We start from the raw sequence: 15,444 nt of genomic DNA, 5'->3' as shown, positions 1-15,444 counted from the left end.
GGGGATCGTGGGTCAGGTCGCTCAGCCAGGCGCCAACGAATCGGCTGTCGCCGCCGAACACGTCGCCAGCCCCTCGCTCAGCGCCCCGACACCGGTTAGCCTGTCAAAGCCGCCCCGGTGGACCTGGCTCGTCGGCCCCGGGGTCTGCGCTTTGAGAACAAGGGTTCGGCATGGCTGAGGATCAAGAACACCCCGAAACCGGCGGCAAGCCCGGGGCGTGGGCGCGGTGGAACGCCATCACCCTGTGGAAGCGGGTGATGCTGGGCCTGTTGCTCGGCTCTGTCGTGGGGCTAAGCCTGCACTACGGCCTCGGCGGCGAGGCGGCCGGCGCCTTCACCGGGGCCTGGCTGAGCCCGCTGGGAGAGGCCTTCGTCCAGCTCATCCGGATGTTGGTGGTCCCGTTGATCTTCACCAGCCTGGCGTCGGGTGTGATGGCCATGGGCGATCCGGCCAAGCTGGGTTCGGTCGGCTTGAAGTCGGTGGCGCTCTATATGCTCACCACCCTGTTCGCCGTCAGCATCGGCATGGTCCTTGGCTATGTCCTGCAGCCCGGCGCGGGCGTGGATTTCGCCGGGGTGACGCCTGGGGAACTGCAGAGCGAGGCGCCATCCATCGCGCAACGCCTGATCGCGATCATACCCGCCAACCCCTTCCAGGCCCTGGCCTCGGGCGACATCCTGGCGGTGATATTCTTCGCCATCCTGCTGGGGGTGGCCGTGCTGGTCATGGGAGAAAAGGCCCGGCCGGTGGGCGCGGTGCTGGAGGCCGGCGCCGAGGTGACGACGAAGATCACCCAGTGGGTGATGGAGCTGGCGCCGTTCGGCGTCTTCTTCCTGATCGCCACCGTCACCGGCGAGAAGGGACTGTCGACCTTCACCGCGGTGGCGATGCTGGCGCTGTGCGTCTATCTCGGCTGCTTCCTGCAGATCGTGCTGGTCTATTTCGGCATTATCGGCGGCCTCCTGAGGCTGCCCTTGATGCGGTTCTGGCGCGGGGTGCTGGACGCCCAGGCGGTGGCCTATTCCACCTCCTCGTCCTCGGCGACCATGCCGGTCACGCTGTCGTGCACGCGGTTCAATCTGGGGGTCAGCAAGGCTGTCGCCTCCTCGGTCATTCCCCTGGGCGCGACCATCAACATGGACGGCACCTCGCTCTATCTTGGGGTCCTGGCGCTCTTCGCGGCGCAGGCGTTCGGCATTCCCTTGTCGGGCGCCGACTATCTGGTGATCGCGGCCACCGCGACCCTGGCCTCGATCGGGACGGCCGGTATTCCCTCAGCGTCGCTGTTCCTGCTGGCCACGGTCCTGGGCGCCATCGGCGCCACGGGAGAACAGATCGCCCTGATGGTCGGGTTCCTGCTGCCCTTCGACCGCCTGATGGACATGATGCGCACCCTGACCAATGTGACGGGGGACATCACCGTCGCCGTGGTGGTGGCCAAGAGCGAGGGCGAGCTGGATGAGGTGGTCTTCCGCAGCGAGGCTGTGCTTTAGGCTCGGCCGCAGGCGGGTTTTCGACGCGTCGGCCTAGCCTTGGGCGATGACGGTCCGCGGGCCCAACCCACTTCAGGTGTGGACCGCGCCCATCCGGCTCCAGGCGGGTGACAAAGCCTCCGTCGGTGCTTGTTGATTGCTTTCGGCCGGGGCTAGGCTTCGCCAAGCCTGCGCGTGGAGTCTCCAGTATGAGCCAGTTTGCTTTCGACGATGCGGCGGCCAAGGCGATGGAAGCGATCTACCTCACGCCGGACGTGGTTGCGCAGAGGGCGCGCGTGCTTGACCTGTTGGCGCCATCGCCCGGCGAGCGGGTGCTGGACGTCGGCGTCGGACCCGGCTTGCTGGCCCTGGACCTGGCGCGCCTGGTGGGAGAGTCCGGACGGATGGTCGGGCTTGACCTGGCGCCCGCCATGGTCGCAACGGCCACTGCCAGGCTGGCGGCGCTGCCTCAGGCAGAGGTAAGGCTCGGCGACGCCACGGACCTGGACCTGCCCGACGCGGCCTTCGATCTGGCCGTCTCAACCCAGGTCTACGAATACGTCGCCGACATGCCGCGCGCGCTCAACGAACTCCATCGCGTGCTTCGCCCCGGCGGGCGGGCATTGATCCTGGACACCGACTGGCGAAGTATCGTCTGGCACTCATCGGACTCCGCCCGCATGGACCGGATGTTGGCCTGCTGGGATGGCCACCTCGTCGATCCGCACCTGCCCGCGAAACTGGGGCCGATGCTTCGAGCGGCGGGTTTCGAAGTCCGACGGGTCGAGATCGTCGCGATGTTCTCGCCGCGCTGGCAGCCGGTCAGCTATGCGGGCGGCATGATCGGCGCCATCCGCAATTTCGTTCGCGCCAACGGTCAGCAGTTCGGCTTGGCGGCCGCGGAACTGGAGGCCTGGTGGTCCGATCAGGAAGCCCTGATCGCGGCCGACGCCTTCTTTTTCAGCGTCAATCGGTACGCCTTCCTGGCGACGCGTTAGGTCCGCATTGATTTCGGCGCTGTCAGCCCAACGGCGCGTGGTCGCCAGTTTGGCGCAATTTCCGCAACCCCAGCCAGGCTCAAGCCCATGAGGGGGAGGGACGCCAGAGACCACCTTGCGGGGAATTTTGGCGGTGAGAGAGGGATTCGAACCCTCGTTAGGCTTTCACCTAAACACGCTTTCCAAGCGTGCGCGATCGACCACTCCGCCACCTCACCGGCCGTCACGAGCAACCCTTGGGCCGTCGCGAAGGCGCGCAATATACTCATGAAGCTCGCCCGGGCAAGCGGCGTCGGGTCGCGGCGGCAAGATGGTTGGGATCGAACAGCGAACGGGCCTCGCGGCGGGTGAGCGCGGTCTCCAGTTTCACGCTGTCGACGGACCATTGGGCGAGGTCCTGGCGGGCGTTAGGCCGGGCCTCGCGCAGGGCCTGGGCCAGGGCGCCGAGTCGGGTGTCGGCGGCCCGCAGGCGGGCGCGATCGCCGGGTAGGGCGGCGTAGCGCTCGTCGATCAGGAAGAGGTGGGCGCGGGCGGCGGCGACCATGACTAGGGCGGCGGGGCGGTCGCCGCGCCGGGCGAGGGCGTCGGCGGCGGCCAGAGCCCTGCGGGTGTCCGACATCACGGCCTTCACGGTGAGAGGGTCGGAATCGGCGCGGGGACAGGCGGCGGGCGACAGCGCGCGGACATAGGTGACGAGGCCGGCCAGCACGGCGGGCGTCGGCTCGGGTCCGTCGAACTCCTGGGTGATCAGGCCGTGGATAAAGGGGGTCAGGTCGTCGGGCGCGATCTTGAGGCCGGCCCGCGAGCCGCTGAGGTCGGGGATCGGGCGTGGATCATCGACGCCGTCGCCGCGATGGGAGCTGAACAGGGAAGAGGTGACGTCGGCCGTGCCCGGCGCGCCGGAGAGGCCGGGGAACAGGAAGTCGGGATTGTTCCGCCCCGACCGGTGGCAGGTCTCGCAGGCGACCCCGGCGCGGGCCGCCTGGCCGCCCAGCAGCGTAGGCGTGCGGAAGGCGGCACGGCCGATCTCCACCAACAGACGGATCTCAGGGTCAGGGGCGAGCGACAGGCACTCCGGCGGGGCCGTGGTCAGCACGCGCACGACATCGGCCCCCGGCGCCAGCCAGCGCTGGGCGCGCAGAGGCGTATCCTGGGCCACCGCGATCCCGGTGATCAGGAGGAAGCCGGCGGCTAGGTGGAGGGTTCGTGACCGGCGTCGACCCAACGGCGCAGCTCCTCGGCCTCGGCGCAGCCATAGGCGCAGATGCGGTCGAGCCGGGCCAGCATGACCCGGGCGCCGGCCAGGTCGCCGCGCTCCACCTTCAGCTCGCCGTAATATTCCGTGGCGCCGCGGTGCTCGGGGGCGATGGCCAGGGCCTGGCGGTAGTAGGTCTCGGCCCGGTCGAACTGGCCCTTCTTGCGCCAGATGTAGCCCTGGTAGGTGAGGATGTCGGGGTGGGGGCCCAGGGCCTCACGGGCGGCGGCCAGCGAGGTCAGGGCCTCGTCATAGCGATGCTCGTTGATCAGGCTGACGGCGGCGACATAGGCGCGGTCGCCGGCGGCGGGGCCGGCGAACAGCAGCGATCCCGAGGCCGCGGTCGCCGATCCGGCGATGGCGGTCTCCACCGCCTTGACCGCCGCGGCGATCGAGGGGGCGTCGGCACAGGTCCCGCAGGCCTGGGCGCGGGCTTTCAGCCACTCCAGCTCGCTCTGGGCCTTGGCGTCCTTCAGGCCCCCCAGGGCCATGCCGAGGCCGCGATGGGCCTCGATGTTGTCCGGCTCCAACTTCACGGCCTTTTCATAGGCGCGCCGGGCGCCCTTCATGTCGTTCTGGCCGGCGTTGGCGGTCCCCAGCAGACGCCAGGCCTCGGCGTTCTTGGGTAGGGCGTTCACCACGTGGGTCAGGGCCCGCTCGGCGTCCTTGTACTTCTTGTCGTTGAGGGCCTGGATGGCCTTCACATATTCGGCGGCCGGATCGTAGGCCGGGGCCGAGGCGCTCGGCATTTCGCCGCCACCGCCGCCGCCGCCGCCGGAACTCCAGGCCGCGCCCGTCGCCGAGAGGCTGATCACCGCGCCCAGTAGCAGCGCCCTGCGCAAAGCCTCATTCATCGTCGCCTCCCTGGAATCCCACATAACAGTGTCATGTTCCGCGCGCGGCGTCAGCGGCGGCGGTGGGCAAACGGCGCGCGCTCACCGTATATTGAGCGCCCGTGCCGCAAGGACCCTCATGACCCCCGCCCAGTTGGACGAAGCCTGCCTGGCCCTGCCCGCGGCGACCCGGGTGGTCCAGTGGGGCGGCAGCGATGTCTACAAGGTGGGCGGCAAGATCTTCGCCATCGCCGGGCTGGCGGGCGGCCTTATGTTCAAGGTCACCGACCTGGCCTACGAGGTGATGACGCAGAGCGGCATGGCCAAGCCGGCGCCCTATCTGGCGCGCGCCAAGTGGGTGTCCTTCGATGACCTGGCGGCGCTGGACGCGGGCGAGGTGTCCGACTGGCTGAGGACCGCCCACGGGCTGGTGGCCGCCAAGCTCACCCGAAAACAACGGGCCGAACTGGCGCTCTAGCCGTCCAGCATCCTGCGGATCTCGCGGATCGCGTCGGCGGTCTTTGAGCGGCGCTGGCGCCAGATCAGCAGACTGACGGCGCCAAGCGTGGTGACGAGGAAGGCGATGGGTCCGAATATCCAGGCCGCCGCCGCAAGCGAGAAGTAATAGCCCCGCACCCCGGCGTTGAAGGCCGAGAGCGCCGGGTTCAAGACCCGCGCGGCGGCCTCGCCATAGGCGTCCTTGAAGGCCTGGTCCTGCGTGTCGGGCGCCGCCCCCACCACGGCGATGCAGTAGTTCATCTGGCGGATGGCCCAGATGAAGTCGAGCAGGCCTCGGGCGAGCGCGATCAGGACCAGGGCGATCTGGAACTCGAACAGCAGGCGGGTGGAGGTCTTGATCACCACCAGGCTTGAGGCCGACCGGAAGGTGCTTTCGCCGCCGAACAGCACCCCGGCGGCGGCGGCGATCAGGATCAGGTTGGAGGAGGCGAAGAAGGATGCGGAGTTCAGGACGTGGCCGAACAGCTGGCCGTCCATGAACCGGTTCTCGCGCCCGGCCATGTTCTTCATCCAGCCCAGCCGGATGACGGTCATGTCGGTGTTGATGGCGCCCTTGCCCCGGGCCGCGGCCTTCAGCAGGGGCTCATAGGCCAGCCACGCCACCGCAAAGACGATGAGCGCGGCCAGGTCCAGGGGCGAGAGCGTCAGGGGCAAGGCTGGGCCCTCTTGAAGTTGGAGCATGTCCGGGCGGCGAACCGGCTCTCACTTGCGCCTGACATGCTCAGTCCTCCGTGATCAGGCTGTGCTTGTTGGTGTCGCGCAGGGTGAGCGCCACCAGGAAGGCGATGGCCATGATCGAGGCGACATAGACGTAGAAGCCGCTCTCCATGCCCTCCTTCTTGAACCACAGGGCCACATATTCCGCCGTGCCGCCGAAGATGGCGTTGGCCGTGGCGTAGGGCAGGGCGACGCCCAGGGCCCGAACGTGGGCCGGGAACAGCTCGGCCTTCAGCACGGCGTTGACGGCTGTGTAGCCCGACAGGATCAGCACCAGGGCGCACATCAGGGCGAAGGCCATGGTGGCGTCGGAGGTCACCGCGATCTTCGCGAAGATGGGATAGGTGAAGATGGTTCCCAGCAGGAACGCCGCCGTCAGCGTGGCCTTGCGGCCGACGATGTCTGAGAGGGCTCCGAACGCCGGCTGGGCGAACATGTAGACCAGCAGGGCCGCGGCGGTGATCGCCGTGGCCACGTCCTTGGTGAAGCCAGAGGTGTTGACCAGGAATTTCTGCATGTAGGTCGTGTAGGCGTAGAAGGCCAAGGAGCCCGCCGAGGTCAGGGCGAAGATGGTCGCCGTCTCCTTGGGGAACTTCACGAACAGCAGCATGGTCCGCGAGCGTTCCGCGCCCTCGGCCTGGGCGGTCAGGTAGGACTGACTCTCCTCGAGCCCGGTGCGGATCCAGAACACCACGACGGCCAGGACCCCGCCGATGGCGAAGGGGATGCGCCAGCCCCAGTCGTCCAGGTCCTCGGGCGACAACACGTTCTGCAGCAGGATGAGCACGGCAAGCGCGGTGAGCTGGCCCAGGATCAGGGTGACGAACAGGAAGCTCGACCAGAAGCCCCGGCGTTTCCGGCCGGCCATCTCCGACATGTAGGTGGCGCTGGCGCCGTACTCGCCGCCCAGGGACAGCCCCTGGACCAGACGGGCCAGGACGAGGGCCACCGGGGCGGCGGTTCCGATCATCGAATAGTCGGGGATGATGGCGATGGCGAAGGAGCCGGCGCACATCATGGCCACCGAGACGGTCAGGGCGGCCTTGCGCCCCGCGCGGTCGGCGTAGAGACCCATGAACCAGGCGCCGATGGGCCGGGCCAGGAAGCCCACGGCGAACACCGCGGCGGCCTGCAGAAGCTGGGCGGTCTCGTCGCCCTTGGGGAAGAAGTGCTTGGCGAAATAGAGGGCGAAGGAGGAGTAGACGAACCAGTCGTACCATTCGACGAAGTTGCCGGCCGAGCCGCCCAGAATGGCCTTGGCCCGCTGCATGGGCGTGAGCCCCGGCGCCATGGCCTCAGGCGGAAGTTCGCCGCCGCTCTCGGTAACCGTCATGCATTCCCCCGACGCAACTGGATCGGGGGAATGCTAGAGGGTCTTCGTCCCTACGCGAAGGGCGCTTGCGCTATATCCGGCCCATCAGGACCAGGATCAGCACGATCACCAGCACCAGGCCCAGGCCGCCGGAGGGCAGGTAGCCCCAGGAGCGCGAGTGGCCCCAGGTGGGCAGGGCGCCGACAAGGGCGAGGACGAGGATGATCAGCAGAATCAAGCCGAGCGACATGGGGTAGCCTCCCTTGAGCCCGACGATCTGCCAGGCGGTAAGGCCGGAAAACGAGCGTCGCCCGGGAAGGTTGCCGCCGGAGCCTATTCGGCCATGTCGGCGGTGTGCAGATGGGCGTCGGCCTCTTTCACCTTGAGCGCGTAGAGCAGGCCGATGAAGGCGCCCTTGACCCGGGGCAGCAGGGTCAGGGTCGCCACCGCCAGCGGGATCAAGGTGGCCGGCAGCATGATCGCCGCCGGCGCCTGCCAGATGATCGGGAACAACAGCAGCGGCGCCACCAGCAGGTGGCCGACGATCAGGATCGTGAAATAGGCCGGGCCATCGTCGGCGGGGTACTGGGCGATGTCATGGCCGCAGACCTGGCAGCGCGGCTCGACCTTCAGGTACTTCCAATAGAGCGCGCCCCGCTCGCAGTGGGGGCAGCGGCCGCGAAGACCGCGGGTCATGGCTTGGATCAGGGTGGGACGCACGTGGGGGGACATGCTCGCCATATGTGTATCAGGCCCCTGGGAGTCCAAGGTGACGGGCGGTCGCATGGGGAACATGATCGTCGCAATCCCAGACGGGGCTTGGGGTTCCCCTGGCAGGGCGCGTCGTTAGGTCCCACCGCGCCAACGGGAACGTATCACCCCCGCAACCCATTGGTGAGCAAGACGCGGAGAAGATTCATGAATTCCGATCCAGCCAAGCCGGTCGCCGCCCAGCCCGCCCCCGATACGGCGCCGTCGGGCCGACCGATCCACGGCCACACCGGACCGACGACCCCGGCCGAGGACAAGATGCGGGACGCCGGCCCGACGGCCGCGCCGCCGGGTGACAAGGCCAAGATCGCGCGAGCGGCGTCCCGCGAGGAGGACGCCTGACGTCTAGCGCTTGGCGTCGTTGGCCGCGTCGCTGACCGCGCGGCCGGCGGCCTGAACGTCGCGGCCCGCGCCGGAGATGGTGTTGCAGGCAGCCGTCAGCAGGGCGGTGGCGGCGACGGCGAGAACCAGGATCTTGCGCATTCGAGAATTCCTCAAGGAGAGGCCGGCGTCATAGCCAAGCTTGAGGGCGTTTTCTAGGCGACACCGCCGCCGTCCGGCAAGCCGGATGAGCCGGGCTAGTCGGCGTCCATCTTGAGCGCGGCGATGAAGGCTTCTTGCGGGATCTCGACCTTGCCGAACTGGCGCATGCGCTTTTTGCCGGCCTTCTGCTTGTCCAGCAGCTTGCGCTTGCGGCTCATGTCGCCGCCGTAGCACTTGGCTGTCACGTCCTTGCGCAGTGCGCGGACGGTCTCACGCGCGATGATCCGGCCGCCGATGGCCGCCTGGATCGGGATCTGGAACATGTGGGGACTGATGAGGTCCTTCATCTTCTCCACCATGCCCCGGCCACGGGCCTCGGCGCGGTCGGCGTGGACCAGCATGGACAGCGCGTCCACCGGCTCGGCGTTCACCAGGATGGTCATCTTCACCAGGTTGCCGACCCGATAGCCCTCGATGGCGTAGTCGAAGGAGGCGTAGCCCTTGGAGACGCTCTTCAGCCGGTCATAGAAGTCGAACACCACCTCGTTGAGGGGCAGGTCGTAGACCACCAGGGCGCGGGACCCGACATAGCTGAGTTCGCGCTGTTCGCCGCGGCGGTCCTGGCAGAGCTTGATCACCGAGCCGAGATACTCGTCCGGGGTCAGGATGGTGGCCTTGATCCAGGGCTCGGCGATGGTGGCGATCTTCACCGGATCGGGCAGGTCGGCCGGGTTGTGCAGCTCCATCTCCGAGCCGTCGTTCAGGCCGATCTTGTAGACCACGCTGGGCGCCGTCGCGATCAGGTCGAGGTCGAACTCGCGGCTGAGGCGCTCCTGGATGATCTCCAGGTGCAACAGCCCCAGGAACCCGCAGCGGAAGCCGAATCCGAGCGCCGCGCTGGTTTCCATCTCGTAGGTGAAGGAGGCGTCGTTCAGACGCAGGCGACCGATGGCGGCGCGCAGGTCCTCGAAGTCGGCGGCGTCCACGGGGAACAGCCCGCAGAACACCACCGACTGGGCGACCCGGAAGCCGGGCAGGGCCGTCGCGGTCTGGCGCTTTTCATCGGTGATGGTGTCGCCGACGGCGGCGTCGGCCACCTGCTTGATCTGGGCGGTGATGTAGCCGATCTCGCCGGGACCCAGCTCGCCGGTCTCGGTCTGCTTGGGGGTGAAGACCCCGATGCGGTCGATCTGGTGAGTGACGCCCGCATTCATCATGCGCACCTTCATCCCGGCCTTCAGCACCCCGTCGAGGACGCGGACCAGCACGACGACGCCGAGATAGGGGTCGTACCAGGCGTCCACCAGCAGGGCCTTCAGGGGGGCGTCGCGGTCGCCCTTGGGGGGCGGCAGGCGGGTGATCACCGCCTCCAGGACATCGGCGATGCCTTCGCCGGTCTTGGCCGAGCAGAGCACCGCGTCCGAGGCGTCGATGCCGATGACGTCCTCGATCTGCTGGCGCACCCGTTCGGGCTCGGCGGCGGGCAGGTCGATCTTGTTGAGGACCGGCACGATCTCGTGGTTGTTGTCGATGGCCTGGTAGACGTTGGCCAGGGTCTGGGCCTCGACGCCCTGGCTGGAGTCCACCACCAGGATGGAGCCTTCGCAGGCGGCCAGGCTGCGGCTGACCTCATAGGCGAAGTCGACGTGGCCGGGGGTGTCCATCAGGTTCAGGACGTAGGTTTCGCCGTCCCGGGCCTTGTAGTCGAGGCGCACGGTCTGGGCCTTGATGGTGATGCCGCGCTCGCGCTCGATCTCCATGTTGTCCAGCACCTGTTCGGTCATCTCACGCTTGGTGAGGCCGCCGGTCTCCTGGATCAGGCGATCGGACAGGGTCGACTTGCCGTGGTCGATGTGGGCGACGATGGAAAAGTTGCGGATTTTGGAGAGAGGGGTGCTCATGGTGCGCCAGCCTCTATCACATTCCGGCGCTCCTGCGAGGGTGGAGCGGCCCGTGGCGCGCCATCATGCTTAATCGGGCGTTAAGCTCGGCCGCCGCATTGATGGCGCCAGGGGATGGGAGGCTGCTTCGCCTTCACTCGGGGACGTTCCATGGATCGCCGCACACTGATCGTTTCGGGCCTGGCCACGCTAGGCGCAGCGGGGGCCGCAAAGGCCCAGACGCAGGGCCAGCCAGGGCCCTACCAGACGCCCAACTATCCGGCGGCGCCGGCGCCCTATCCGGGCCAGAGCCCCAACTATCAGGGCCAAAATCCCAACTATCCCGGCGCGGCTCCGGCCGAGCCCTTCACCAGCGAAGAGATCGTCAACAACGTCTCAGACTTCCTGGGTGTGACCGCCGAGGCCGCCGGCGGGGCCATCGAGCGGGTGTTCCGCGAGAACGGCCGACCCACCGCCTATATCGCCGGGCAGGAGGCCTCTGGGGCGATCTCGGTCGGCGCCCGATACGGCAAGGGCCTGCTGTACATGAAGAACCGCGAGCCGCTGGAGGTCTTCTGGCAGGGTCCGTCGGTGGGCTGGGACCTGGGGGGCAACGCCAGCCGCGTCTTCACCCTCTGCTACAATCTCCAGTATCCGGAAATTCTCTTCCAGCGCTTCCCCGGTGTCGAGGGCTCGGCCTATCTGGTGGGGGGCGTGGGGGTGAACTATCTGCGGTCCGACGACGTGATCCTTGCCCCGATCCGCGCCGGTGTCGGCCTGCGGCTGGGCGCCAATATCGGCTATCTCGGCTTCAGCCGGAAACGCCGCGTCTGGCCGTTCTAGGGCGCGCCTGACGCCGTTGCGCGCCGCGCCTTCCGGGCCGTGAGCCGGCTCCCACTTCGCCTGACGCCGTTGCGCGCCGCGCCTTCCGGCCCGTGAACCGGCTCCCACTTCGCCTGCAGGCGCGCTCTAGTGTTTGTCGGTCTTGGAGGCCAGCAGGTCCATCAGCGCCAGCATGACCCCGGAGACCACGAAGGTCAGGTGGATGCCCACCAGCCAGGCCAGCGTCCGGTCCGGGATCGGCTCGTTCTCCGACAGGCGCATGAAGGCCCGCAGCAGGGCGATGCCGGAGATCGCCACGATGGAGGCGATCAGCTTCATCTTCAGGCCTGAGAAGTCCACCGTGCCCATCCAGGACGGGCGGTCCTCGTCGTCGCCGGTGTCGATCTTGGAGACGAAGTTCTCGTAGCCCGAGAAGGTGACGATCAGCAGCAGGTTGCCCGCCAGGGACAGGTCGATGAGGGAGAGCGCCATGAGGATGGCTTCCTCAGGGCTCATGGTGGTGATCTGGCTGAGCTCGTGCCAGGCCTCGTTGAAGAAGACGATAACCAGGCCGGCCAGGGCCAGGATCAGACCGACATAGAAGGGCGCCATCAGCCAGCGCGACCGGAACAGGGCCGTCTCAAGCCAGCGTTCGAGAACCGGCTTGGCGTGGTAGGGTTTGGCGGAGGTCGGGGGCGTGGTCATCGCCAAGGTATGGGATGGACCCACCCGCGTTTCAAGCGATCAGCGCCTCGGCGGGGCGGCCGCATCAATTTTGCTGGGAACCTGTCGGTCCTAACAGCGTAGCCTAGGCCGGGCGTGTTCGAGATGGGATTCGGCCGGACCTGGCCGCCACCGACTGGACGGGAGACGTCGGCTTGGAAAAATTGAGCGACGCGGCGTGGGCGTGGGTCGCCACCGGTCAATGGCTTGTCCCGGCCCGCCATATCGCGGTTTCGGCGGGGATCATCGTCGCGGGCTTTCTCGCCGCGCGGCTGGTCTCGATGGCGCTGAGCCGTTGGCGCGACCGCGTCAAGACCGGCCGGCCGATCATCTATATCGTCGAAAAGCTGTCGGGCTACGCGCTGGTCCTCACCGGCCTGTTCGTCGCCCTGTCGACCCTGGGCATCAACCTGACATCCCTGGCGGTGTTCGCGGGCGCGGTGGGCGTCGGCGTCGGTCTCGGCCTGCAGGGCGTCGTGCGGGAGTTCGTGTCGGGCCTGGTGTTGATCTTCGATCCGAACGTCCAGGTGGGCGATTTCATCGAACTGGAGAACGGTGTCCGCGGCATCATCGCCGAGGTCGGGCCCCGGGCCTCCCGCGTGCGGACCAATGACGGCCTGAACGTGGTGATCCCCAACTCCAAGCTGATTGAAAGTCAGGTGATCAACTGGACCCTGAAGGGCGGCACCCGCCGGATCCATGTGCCCTTCTCCGTGGCCTATGGCGTCGACAAGGCGCTGGTGCGCGACGTGGTCATCAAGGCGGCCCAGGCGACGTCCTTCACCCTGCCGGAATCGGAGCGTCACAAGACCCAGGTCTGGCTGACGGGCTTCGGCGACTCGGCCCTGAACTTCGAGCTGGTGGTCTGGCCGACCTTCGAGGCGGTGAAGCGTCCCGCCGCCATGCACGCGGCCTATACCTGGGCGATCGAGGACGCCCTGCGGTCTGCGGAAATCGAGATCCCCTTCCCGCAGGTGGACCTGCGGGTGCGGAGCCTGTTCGGGCAGGAGGGTTCGGAGGCTTTCAAGGCGGTCGGCCTGGAGACGGCGCGCGCCAAGGCCCATCGCCCGCACGCGCCTGCCGAGACCACCAACGACGCCGCCGACGCCCTGGTCGCCGACGTGGAGCAGGAGGCCCGGGACCGTCAGGCGCCGGGCCGCGACAAGGGCGATTAGCTGCGCAGCTTGGCGCCCACCGCCTTATCCGCCGCCGCCACGATCCTGGCCGACAGGGCCTCGATCTCCGGCTCGGTGAGGGTCTTCTCGCGGGGCTGGACCAGAACCTCGACGGCCACCGACTTGGAGCCCTCCGGCACGCCAGGGCCCGAATAGACATCGAACACGCGGGCGTCGGCGATCAGGGCCTTGTCGGCCCCCAGGATTGGACGCACCAGATCGCCGGCCGCCACGTCGGCGGCGACCACGAAGGCGAAGTCACGGCTGAGCGGCATGAGGGCCGAGATGTCGAGGGCGGGCCGGGTCTTGGTCGCCTTCTTCTTGCCCTCAGGGATTGCGTCGAGGTTCAGCTCGAAGGCCACCAGCGGGCCGTCGACGTCGAGGGCCTTCAGCACGCGGGGATGCAGTTCGCCGAACTCGGCCACCACGGTCTTGGGGCCGAGCTGCAGGCGGGCCGAGCGGCCGGGATGCCACCAGTCGGAGGTGGCGCCCTGGACCAGCTGCAGGTTCGGCGCGCCGATCTCCTCCAGGATGGCCATCAGGTCGGCCTTGAGGTCGAACAGCGGGTCGGACTTGGCGCCGTCCCAGCGGCGGGGCGGATGCGGCGCTACCAGGGCGGCCACGACCGTCACCTGATCCTCCGGCTCGTCGCCGCGATAGAGCGGGCCGATCTCGAAGGTCGCCAGGTCAGGGAAGCCGCGCCGGGCGTTGCGGCCCGCCGCCTCGATGAGGTTGGGCAGGATGGAGGGGCGCATGCAGTCCAGGTCCGAGGCGATGGGGTTGGTCACCACCAGCCTGGGGTCGCCGCCGCCGAACAGCTTGGCCGTCGCCTGGGCCGTGAAGCTCCAGGTGATGGTCTCGGCATAGCCGCGGGCGGCCATGGCGCGGCGGGCCACGCGGACCCGGCCCTGGCGCACGGTGAGCACGCCGCCGGCGGCCGGGGCGATCTGCGGCAGCGGGGTGGCCGGCAGAGCGTCGTAGCCCTGGATGCGGGCGACTTCCTCGACGAGGTCGGCTTTTCCCTCCACATCGCGGCGCCAGGACGGCGGAGTGACCTGGTCGCCGGCGATCGCGAAGCCGAGCTTGGTGAGGATCTCGTCGATCCGGGTATCGCCGATGTCGAGGCCCGACAACTGCTTCACATAGGACCGGTCGAAGGTCATGGCCACGGGCGGGGCGGGCGCCTCGCCGGCCAGGGTGACCTCGGAGGCCTCGCCGCCGCAGAGCTCCAGGATCAGCTTCGTCGCCAGCTCCAGGCCGGGCGCCAGCGACTGCGGATCGACAGTGCGGGCGAAGCGGTACTGGGCGTCGGAATTGATGCCGGTCGAACGGCCGGTCTGGGCGGTGAGGATCGGGTCGAACCAGGCGCTCTCCAGGAAGACGTCGGTGGTGGTCTCCGAACAGCCGGTGCTCTCGCCGCCCATGACCCCGCCCAGGCCGATGGCGCCTGAGCCGTCGGCGATGACGCAGATGTCGGGGGTGACGGCGTAGGTCTTGCCGTCCAGGGCCGCGACCTCCTCGCCCTGACGGCCCATGCGGGCCTCGACGAAGCCACCGGTGAGTTTGGCGGCGTCATAGACGTGCAGCGGCCGGGCGCGGTCGTAGGTGATCAGGTTGGTGATATCCACCAGGGTGTTGATGGAGCGCAGGCCGATGGAGGTCAGGCGCTGGGCCAACCAGGCCGGGGACGGCCCGTTCTTCACGCCGCGGATCAGCCGGCCGGAGAAGGCCGGGCAGGCCTGCGGCTCTGGCAGCCTGATCTCGATGGGATTGGCGAAGGTCCCGGTGACCGGGGCGATGGCGATGTCCTTCAGGTCGCCCAGACCGGCGGCGGCCAGGTCGCGGGCGATGCCCACCACGCCCAGCCAGTCGGGGCGGTTGGGGGTGACCTCGAAGTCGATCACCGCCTCCAGGCCGAGCGCCGTGGCGGCGGGCGTGCCCACGGCCAGGCTGTCGGGCAAATCCATGATGCCGTCGGACTCGCTGGCGGCCTCCAGCTCGGAGGCCGAGCAGAGCATGCCGTTGGACACCACGCCGCGCACCGGCTTCTCGACGAGCGTCACGCCCAGGCCCGGCACATAGGCGCCGATGGGGGCGTAGATGGTGGTCAGGCCCGCCCGCGCATTGGGGGCCCCGCAGACGATCTCCTTGCGGCCGTCGATGGTGTCCACCTGACAGACCCGCAGGCGGTCGGCGTTGGGGTGCTGAACCGCCTCGACGATCCTGGCGACCGTGAAGGCGGCGAGCTTCGTGGCCGGATCGGCGACGTGCTCGACCTCGAGGCCGGCCATGGTCATGGCGTCCACCAGTTCGGCGGTCGAAGCGGAAGTGTCGAGGTGCTCGCGCAGCCAGGAGAGGGTGAACTTCATTGGTCAAACTCCGAGCCCTTCCCCCTCGATGGGGGAAGGGTTGGGATGGGGGTGTTCGCGTAGGCGAGGCGGGAAGGGCGACGGTGGGCGCCGAGAGCGAACTTCGCCCCCACGT

Annotated in this window: 16 protein-coding genes and 1 tRNA gene; 6 read left to right on the top strand and 11 right to left on the bottom strand. The window is 68.4% G+C overall.

Features of this window, described 5'->3' with window-relative positions; translation table 11 throughout:
• Positions 1-170: 170 nt before the first annotated feature.
• Positions 171-1,493: a dicarboxylate/amino acid:cation symporter gene (locus AAC997_RS15315; RefSeq protein WP_340646565.1), complete on the top strand. Its 1,323-nt coding sequence runs from the start codon at positions 171-173 to the stop codon at positions 1,491-1,493.
• 188 nt (positions 1,494-1,681) lie between these two features.
• The gene (locus tag AAC997_RS15310; protein ID WP_340646564.1) at positions 1,682-2,470 is read left to right on the top strand and encodes a methyltransferase domain-containing protein; all 789 of its coding nucleotides are present in this window, start codon (positions 1,682-1,684) and stop codon (positions 2,468-2,470) included.
• A 128-nt stretch (positions 2,471-2,598) separates the two neighbouring features.
• Here AAC997_RS15310 and AAC997_RS15305 read toward each other — a convergent pair.
• The 3 genes from AAC997_RS15305 to AAC997_RS15295 form a co-directional block, all read right to left on the bottom strand.
• A tRNA-Ser gene (locus tag AAC997_RS15305) sits at positions 2,599-2,688 on the bottom strand.
• Between the two features lie 47 nt (positions 2,689-2,735).
• A complete protein-coding gene (locus AAC997_RS15300; RefSeq protein WP_340646563.1) occupies positions 2,736-3,695 on the bottom strand; it encodes a hypothetical protein in 960 nt (319 codons plus the stop codon).
• A complete protein-coding gene (locus AAC997_RS15295) occupies positions 3,662-4,579 on the bottom strand; it encodes a tetratricopeptide repeat protein (protein WP_340646562.1) in 918 nt (305 codons plus the stop codon). The genes AAC997_RS15300 and AAC997_RS15295 overlap by 34 nt, the downstream gene beginning before the upstream one ends.
• Before the next feature lie 118 nt (positions 4,580-4,697).
• On the opposite strand from AAC997_RS15295, the gene AAC997_RS15290 reads away from it, so the two are divergent.
• Entirely contained in the window at positions 4,698-5,036 is a 339-nt protein-coding gene (locus tag AAC997_RS15290; RefSeq protein ID WP_340646561.1) for an MmcQ/YjbR family DNA-binding protein, read from the top strand.
• Here the strand turns inward: AAC997_RS15290 and AAC997_RS15285 are convergent.
• The 4 genes from AAC997_RS15285 to AAC997_RS15270 all read right to left on the bottom strand — a co-directional run bounded on the left by AAC997_RS15285 (position 5,033) and on the right by AAC997_RS15270 (position 7,847).
• Complete coding sequence (locus AAC997_RS15285; protein WP_340646560.1) at positions 5,033-5,731, bottom strand: DUF599 family protein; 699 nt, start codon at positions 5,729-5,731, stop codon at positions 5,033-5,035. The two genes, AAC997_RS15290 and AAC997_RS15285, sit on opposite strands and share 4 nt — an antisense overlap.
• Before the next feature lie 67 nt (positions 5,732-5,798).
• Entirely contained in the window at positions 5,799-7,127 is a 1,329-nt protein-coding gene (locus AAC997_RS15280; RefSeq protein ID WP_340646559.1) for an MFS transporter, read from the bottom strand.
• Positions 7,128-7,197: 70 nt separating this feature from the next.
• Positions 7,198-7,356: a DUF3309 family protein gene (locus AAC997_RS15275; RefSeq protein WP_215342474.1), complete on the bottom strand. Its 159-nt coding sequence runs from the start codon at positions 7,354-7,356 to the stop codon at positions 7,198-7,200.
• A gap of 83 nt (positions 7,357-7,439) precedes the next feature.
• Complete coding sequence (locus tag AAC997_RS15270; RefSeq protein WP_340646558.1) at positions 7,440-7,847, bottom strand: DUF983 domain-containing protein; 408 nt, start codon at positions 7,845-7,847, stop codon at positions 7,440-7,442.
• Positions 7,848-8,024: 177 nt separating this feature from the next.
• On the opposite strand from AAC997_RS15270, the gene AAC997_RS15265 reads away from it, so the two are divergent.
• The gene (locus tag AAC997_RS15265) at positions 8,025-8,219 is read left to right on the top strand and encodes a hypothetical protein (RefSeq protein ID WP_340646557.1); all 195 of its coding nucleotides are present in this window, start codon (positions 8,025-8,027) and stop codon (positions 8,217-8,219) included.
• 3 nt (positions 8,220-8,222) lie between these two features.
• Here the strand turns inward: AAC997_RS15265 and AAC997_RS15260 are convergent, their stop codons facing one another.
• Together AAC997_RS15260 and lepA are read right to left on the bottom strand one after the other, a co-directional pair.
• Complete coding sequence (locus AAC997_RS15260; protein WP_340646556.1) at positions 8,223-8,360, bottom strand: entericidin A/B family lipoprotein; 138 nt, start codon at positions 8,358-8,360, stop codon at positions 8,223-8,225.
• Positions 8,361-8,455: 95 nt separating this feature from the next.
• Entirely contained in the window at positions 8,456-10,261 is a 1,806-nt protein-coding gene (gene lepA / locus AAC997_RS15255) for a translation elongation factor 4 (protein ID WP_340646555.1), read from the bottom strand.
• Positions 10,262-10,411: 150 nt separating this feature from the next.
• On the opposite strand from lepA, the gene AAC997_RS15250 reads away from it, so the two are divergent.
• Positions 10,412-11,083 carry a DUF1134 domain-containing protein gene (locus tag AAC997_RS15250; RefSeq protein WP_340646554.1) on the top strand — a complete coding sequence of 224 codons (672 nt, stop codon included), beginning with the start codon at positions 10,412-10,414 and terminating at the stop codon, positions 11,081-11,083.
• Positions 11,084-11,209: 126 nt separating this feature from the next.
• Here AAC997_RS15250 and AAC997_RS15245 read toward each other — a convergent pair whose 3' ends face one another.
• Entirely contained in the window at positions 11,210-11,767 is a 558-nt protein-coding gene (locus AAC997_RS15245; RefSeq protein WP_340646553.1) for a TIGR00645 family protein, read from the bottom strand.
• Between the two features lie 173 nt (positions 11,768-11,940).
• Here AAC997_RS15245 and AAC997_RS15240 point away from each other — a divergent pair, with 173 nt between their 5' ends.
• On the top strand, positions 11,941-12,960 hold the full coding sequence (locus tag AAC997_RS15240; protein WP_340646552.1) for a mechanosensitive ion channel domain-containing protein: 1,020 nt from the start codon (positions 11,941-11,943) through the stop codon (positions 12,958-12,960).
• Here the strand turns inward: AAC997_RS15240 and pheT are convergent.
• Positions 12,957-15,329 (bottom strand): phenylalanine--tRNA ligase subunit beta, encoded by a 2,373-nt coding sequence (gene pheT / locus AAC997_RS15235; protein ID WP_340646551.1) that lies wholly within the window; start codon positions 15,327-15,329, stop codon positions 12,957-12,959. The two genes, AAC997_RS15240 and pheT, sit on opposite strands and share 4 nt — an antisense overlap.
• Positions 15,330-15,444: the final 115 nt, after the last annotated feature.

The organism is Phenylobacterium sp. (assembly GCF_037968635.1).
Taxonomy (GTDB): Bacteria; Pseudomonadota; Alphaproteobacteria; order Caulobacterales; family Caulobacteraceae; genus Phenylobacterium.
The sequence above is the reverse complement of the archived record's forward strand: the minus strand, read 5'-3'. Positions and strand labels throughout refer to the sequence as shown.

What these genes read in the sequence shown, in the direction of transcription:
- AAC997_RS15265 (WP_340646557.1), top strand. Translation starts at nt 8,025, where the DNA reads ATGAATTCCGATCCAGCCAAGCCGGTCGCCGCCCAGCCCGCCCCCGAT.
- AAC997_RS15315 (WP_340646565.1), top strand. Translation starts at nt 171, where the DNA reads ATGGCTGAGGATCAAGAACACCCCGAAACCGGCGGCAAGCCCGGGGCG.
- AAC997_RS15270 (WP_340646558.1), bottom strand. Translation starts at nt 7,847, where the DNA reads ATGGCGAGCATGTCCCCCCACGTGCGTCCCACCCTGATCCAAGCCATG.
- AAC997_RS15250 (WP_340646554.1), top strand. Translation starts at nt 10,412, where the DNA reads ATGGATCGCCGCACACTGATCGTTTCGGGCCTGGCCACGCTAGGCGCA.
- lepA (WP_340646555.1), bottom strand. Translation starts at nt 10,261, where the DNA reads ATGAGCACCCCTCTCTCCAAAATCCGCAACTTTTCCATCGTCGCCCAC.
- AAC997_RS15275 (WP_215342474.1), bottom strand. Translation starts at nt 7,356, where the DNA reads ATGTCGCTCGGCTTGATTCTGCTGATCATCCTCGTCCTCGCCCTTGTC.
- AAC997_RS15280 (WP_340646559.1), bottom strand. Translation starts at nt 7,127, where the DNA reads ATGACGGTTACCGAGAGCGGCGGCGAACTTCCGCCTGAGGCCATGGCG.
- AAC997_RS15245 (WP_340646553.1), bottom strand. Translation starts at nt 11,767, where the DNA reads ATGACCACGCCCCCGACCTCCGCCAAACCCTACCACGCCAAGCCGGTT.
- AAC997_RS15295 (WP_340646562.1), bottom strand. Translation starts at nt 4,579, where the DNA reads ATGAATGAGGCTTTGCGCAGGGCGCTGCTACTGGGCGCGGTGATCAGC.
- AAC997_RS15290 (WP_340646561.1), top strand. Translation starts at nt 4,698, where the DNA reads ATGACCCCCGCCCAGTTGGACGAAGCCTGCCTGGCCCTGCCCGCGGCG.
- AAC997_RS15260 (WP_340646556.1), bottom strand. Translation starts at nt 8,360, where the DNA reads ATGCGCAAGATCCTGGTTCTCGCCGTCGCCGCCACCGCCCTGCTGACG.
- AAC997_RS15310 (WP_340646564.1), top strand. Translation starts at nt 1,682, where the DNA reads ATGAGCCAGTTTGCTTTCGACGATGCGGCGGCCAAGGCGATGGAAGCG.
- pheT (WP_340646551.1), bottom strand. Translation starts at nt 15,329, where the DNA reads ATGAAGTTCACCCTCTCCTGGCTGCGCGAGCACCTCGACACTTCCGCT.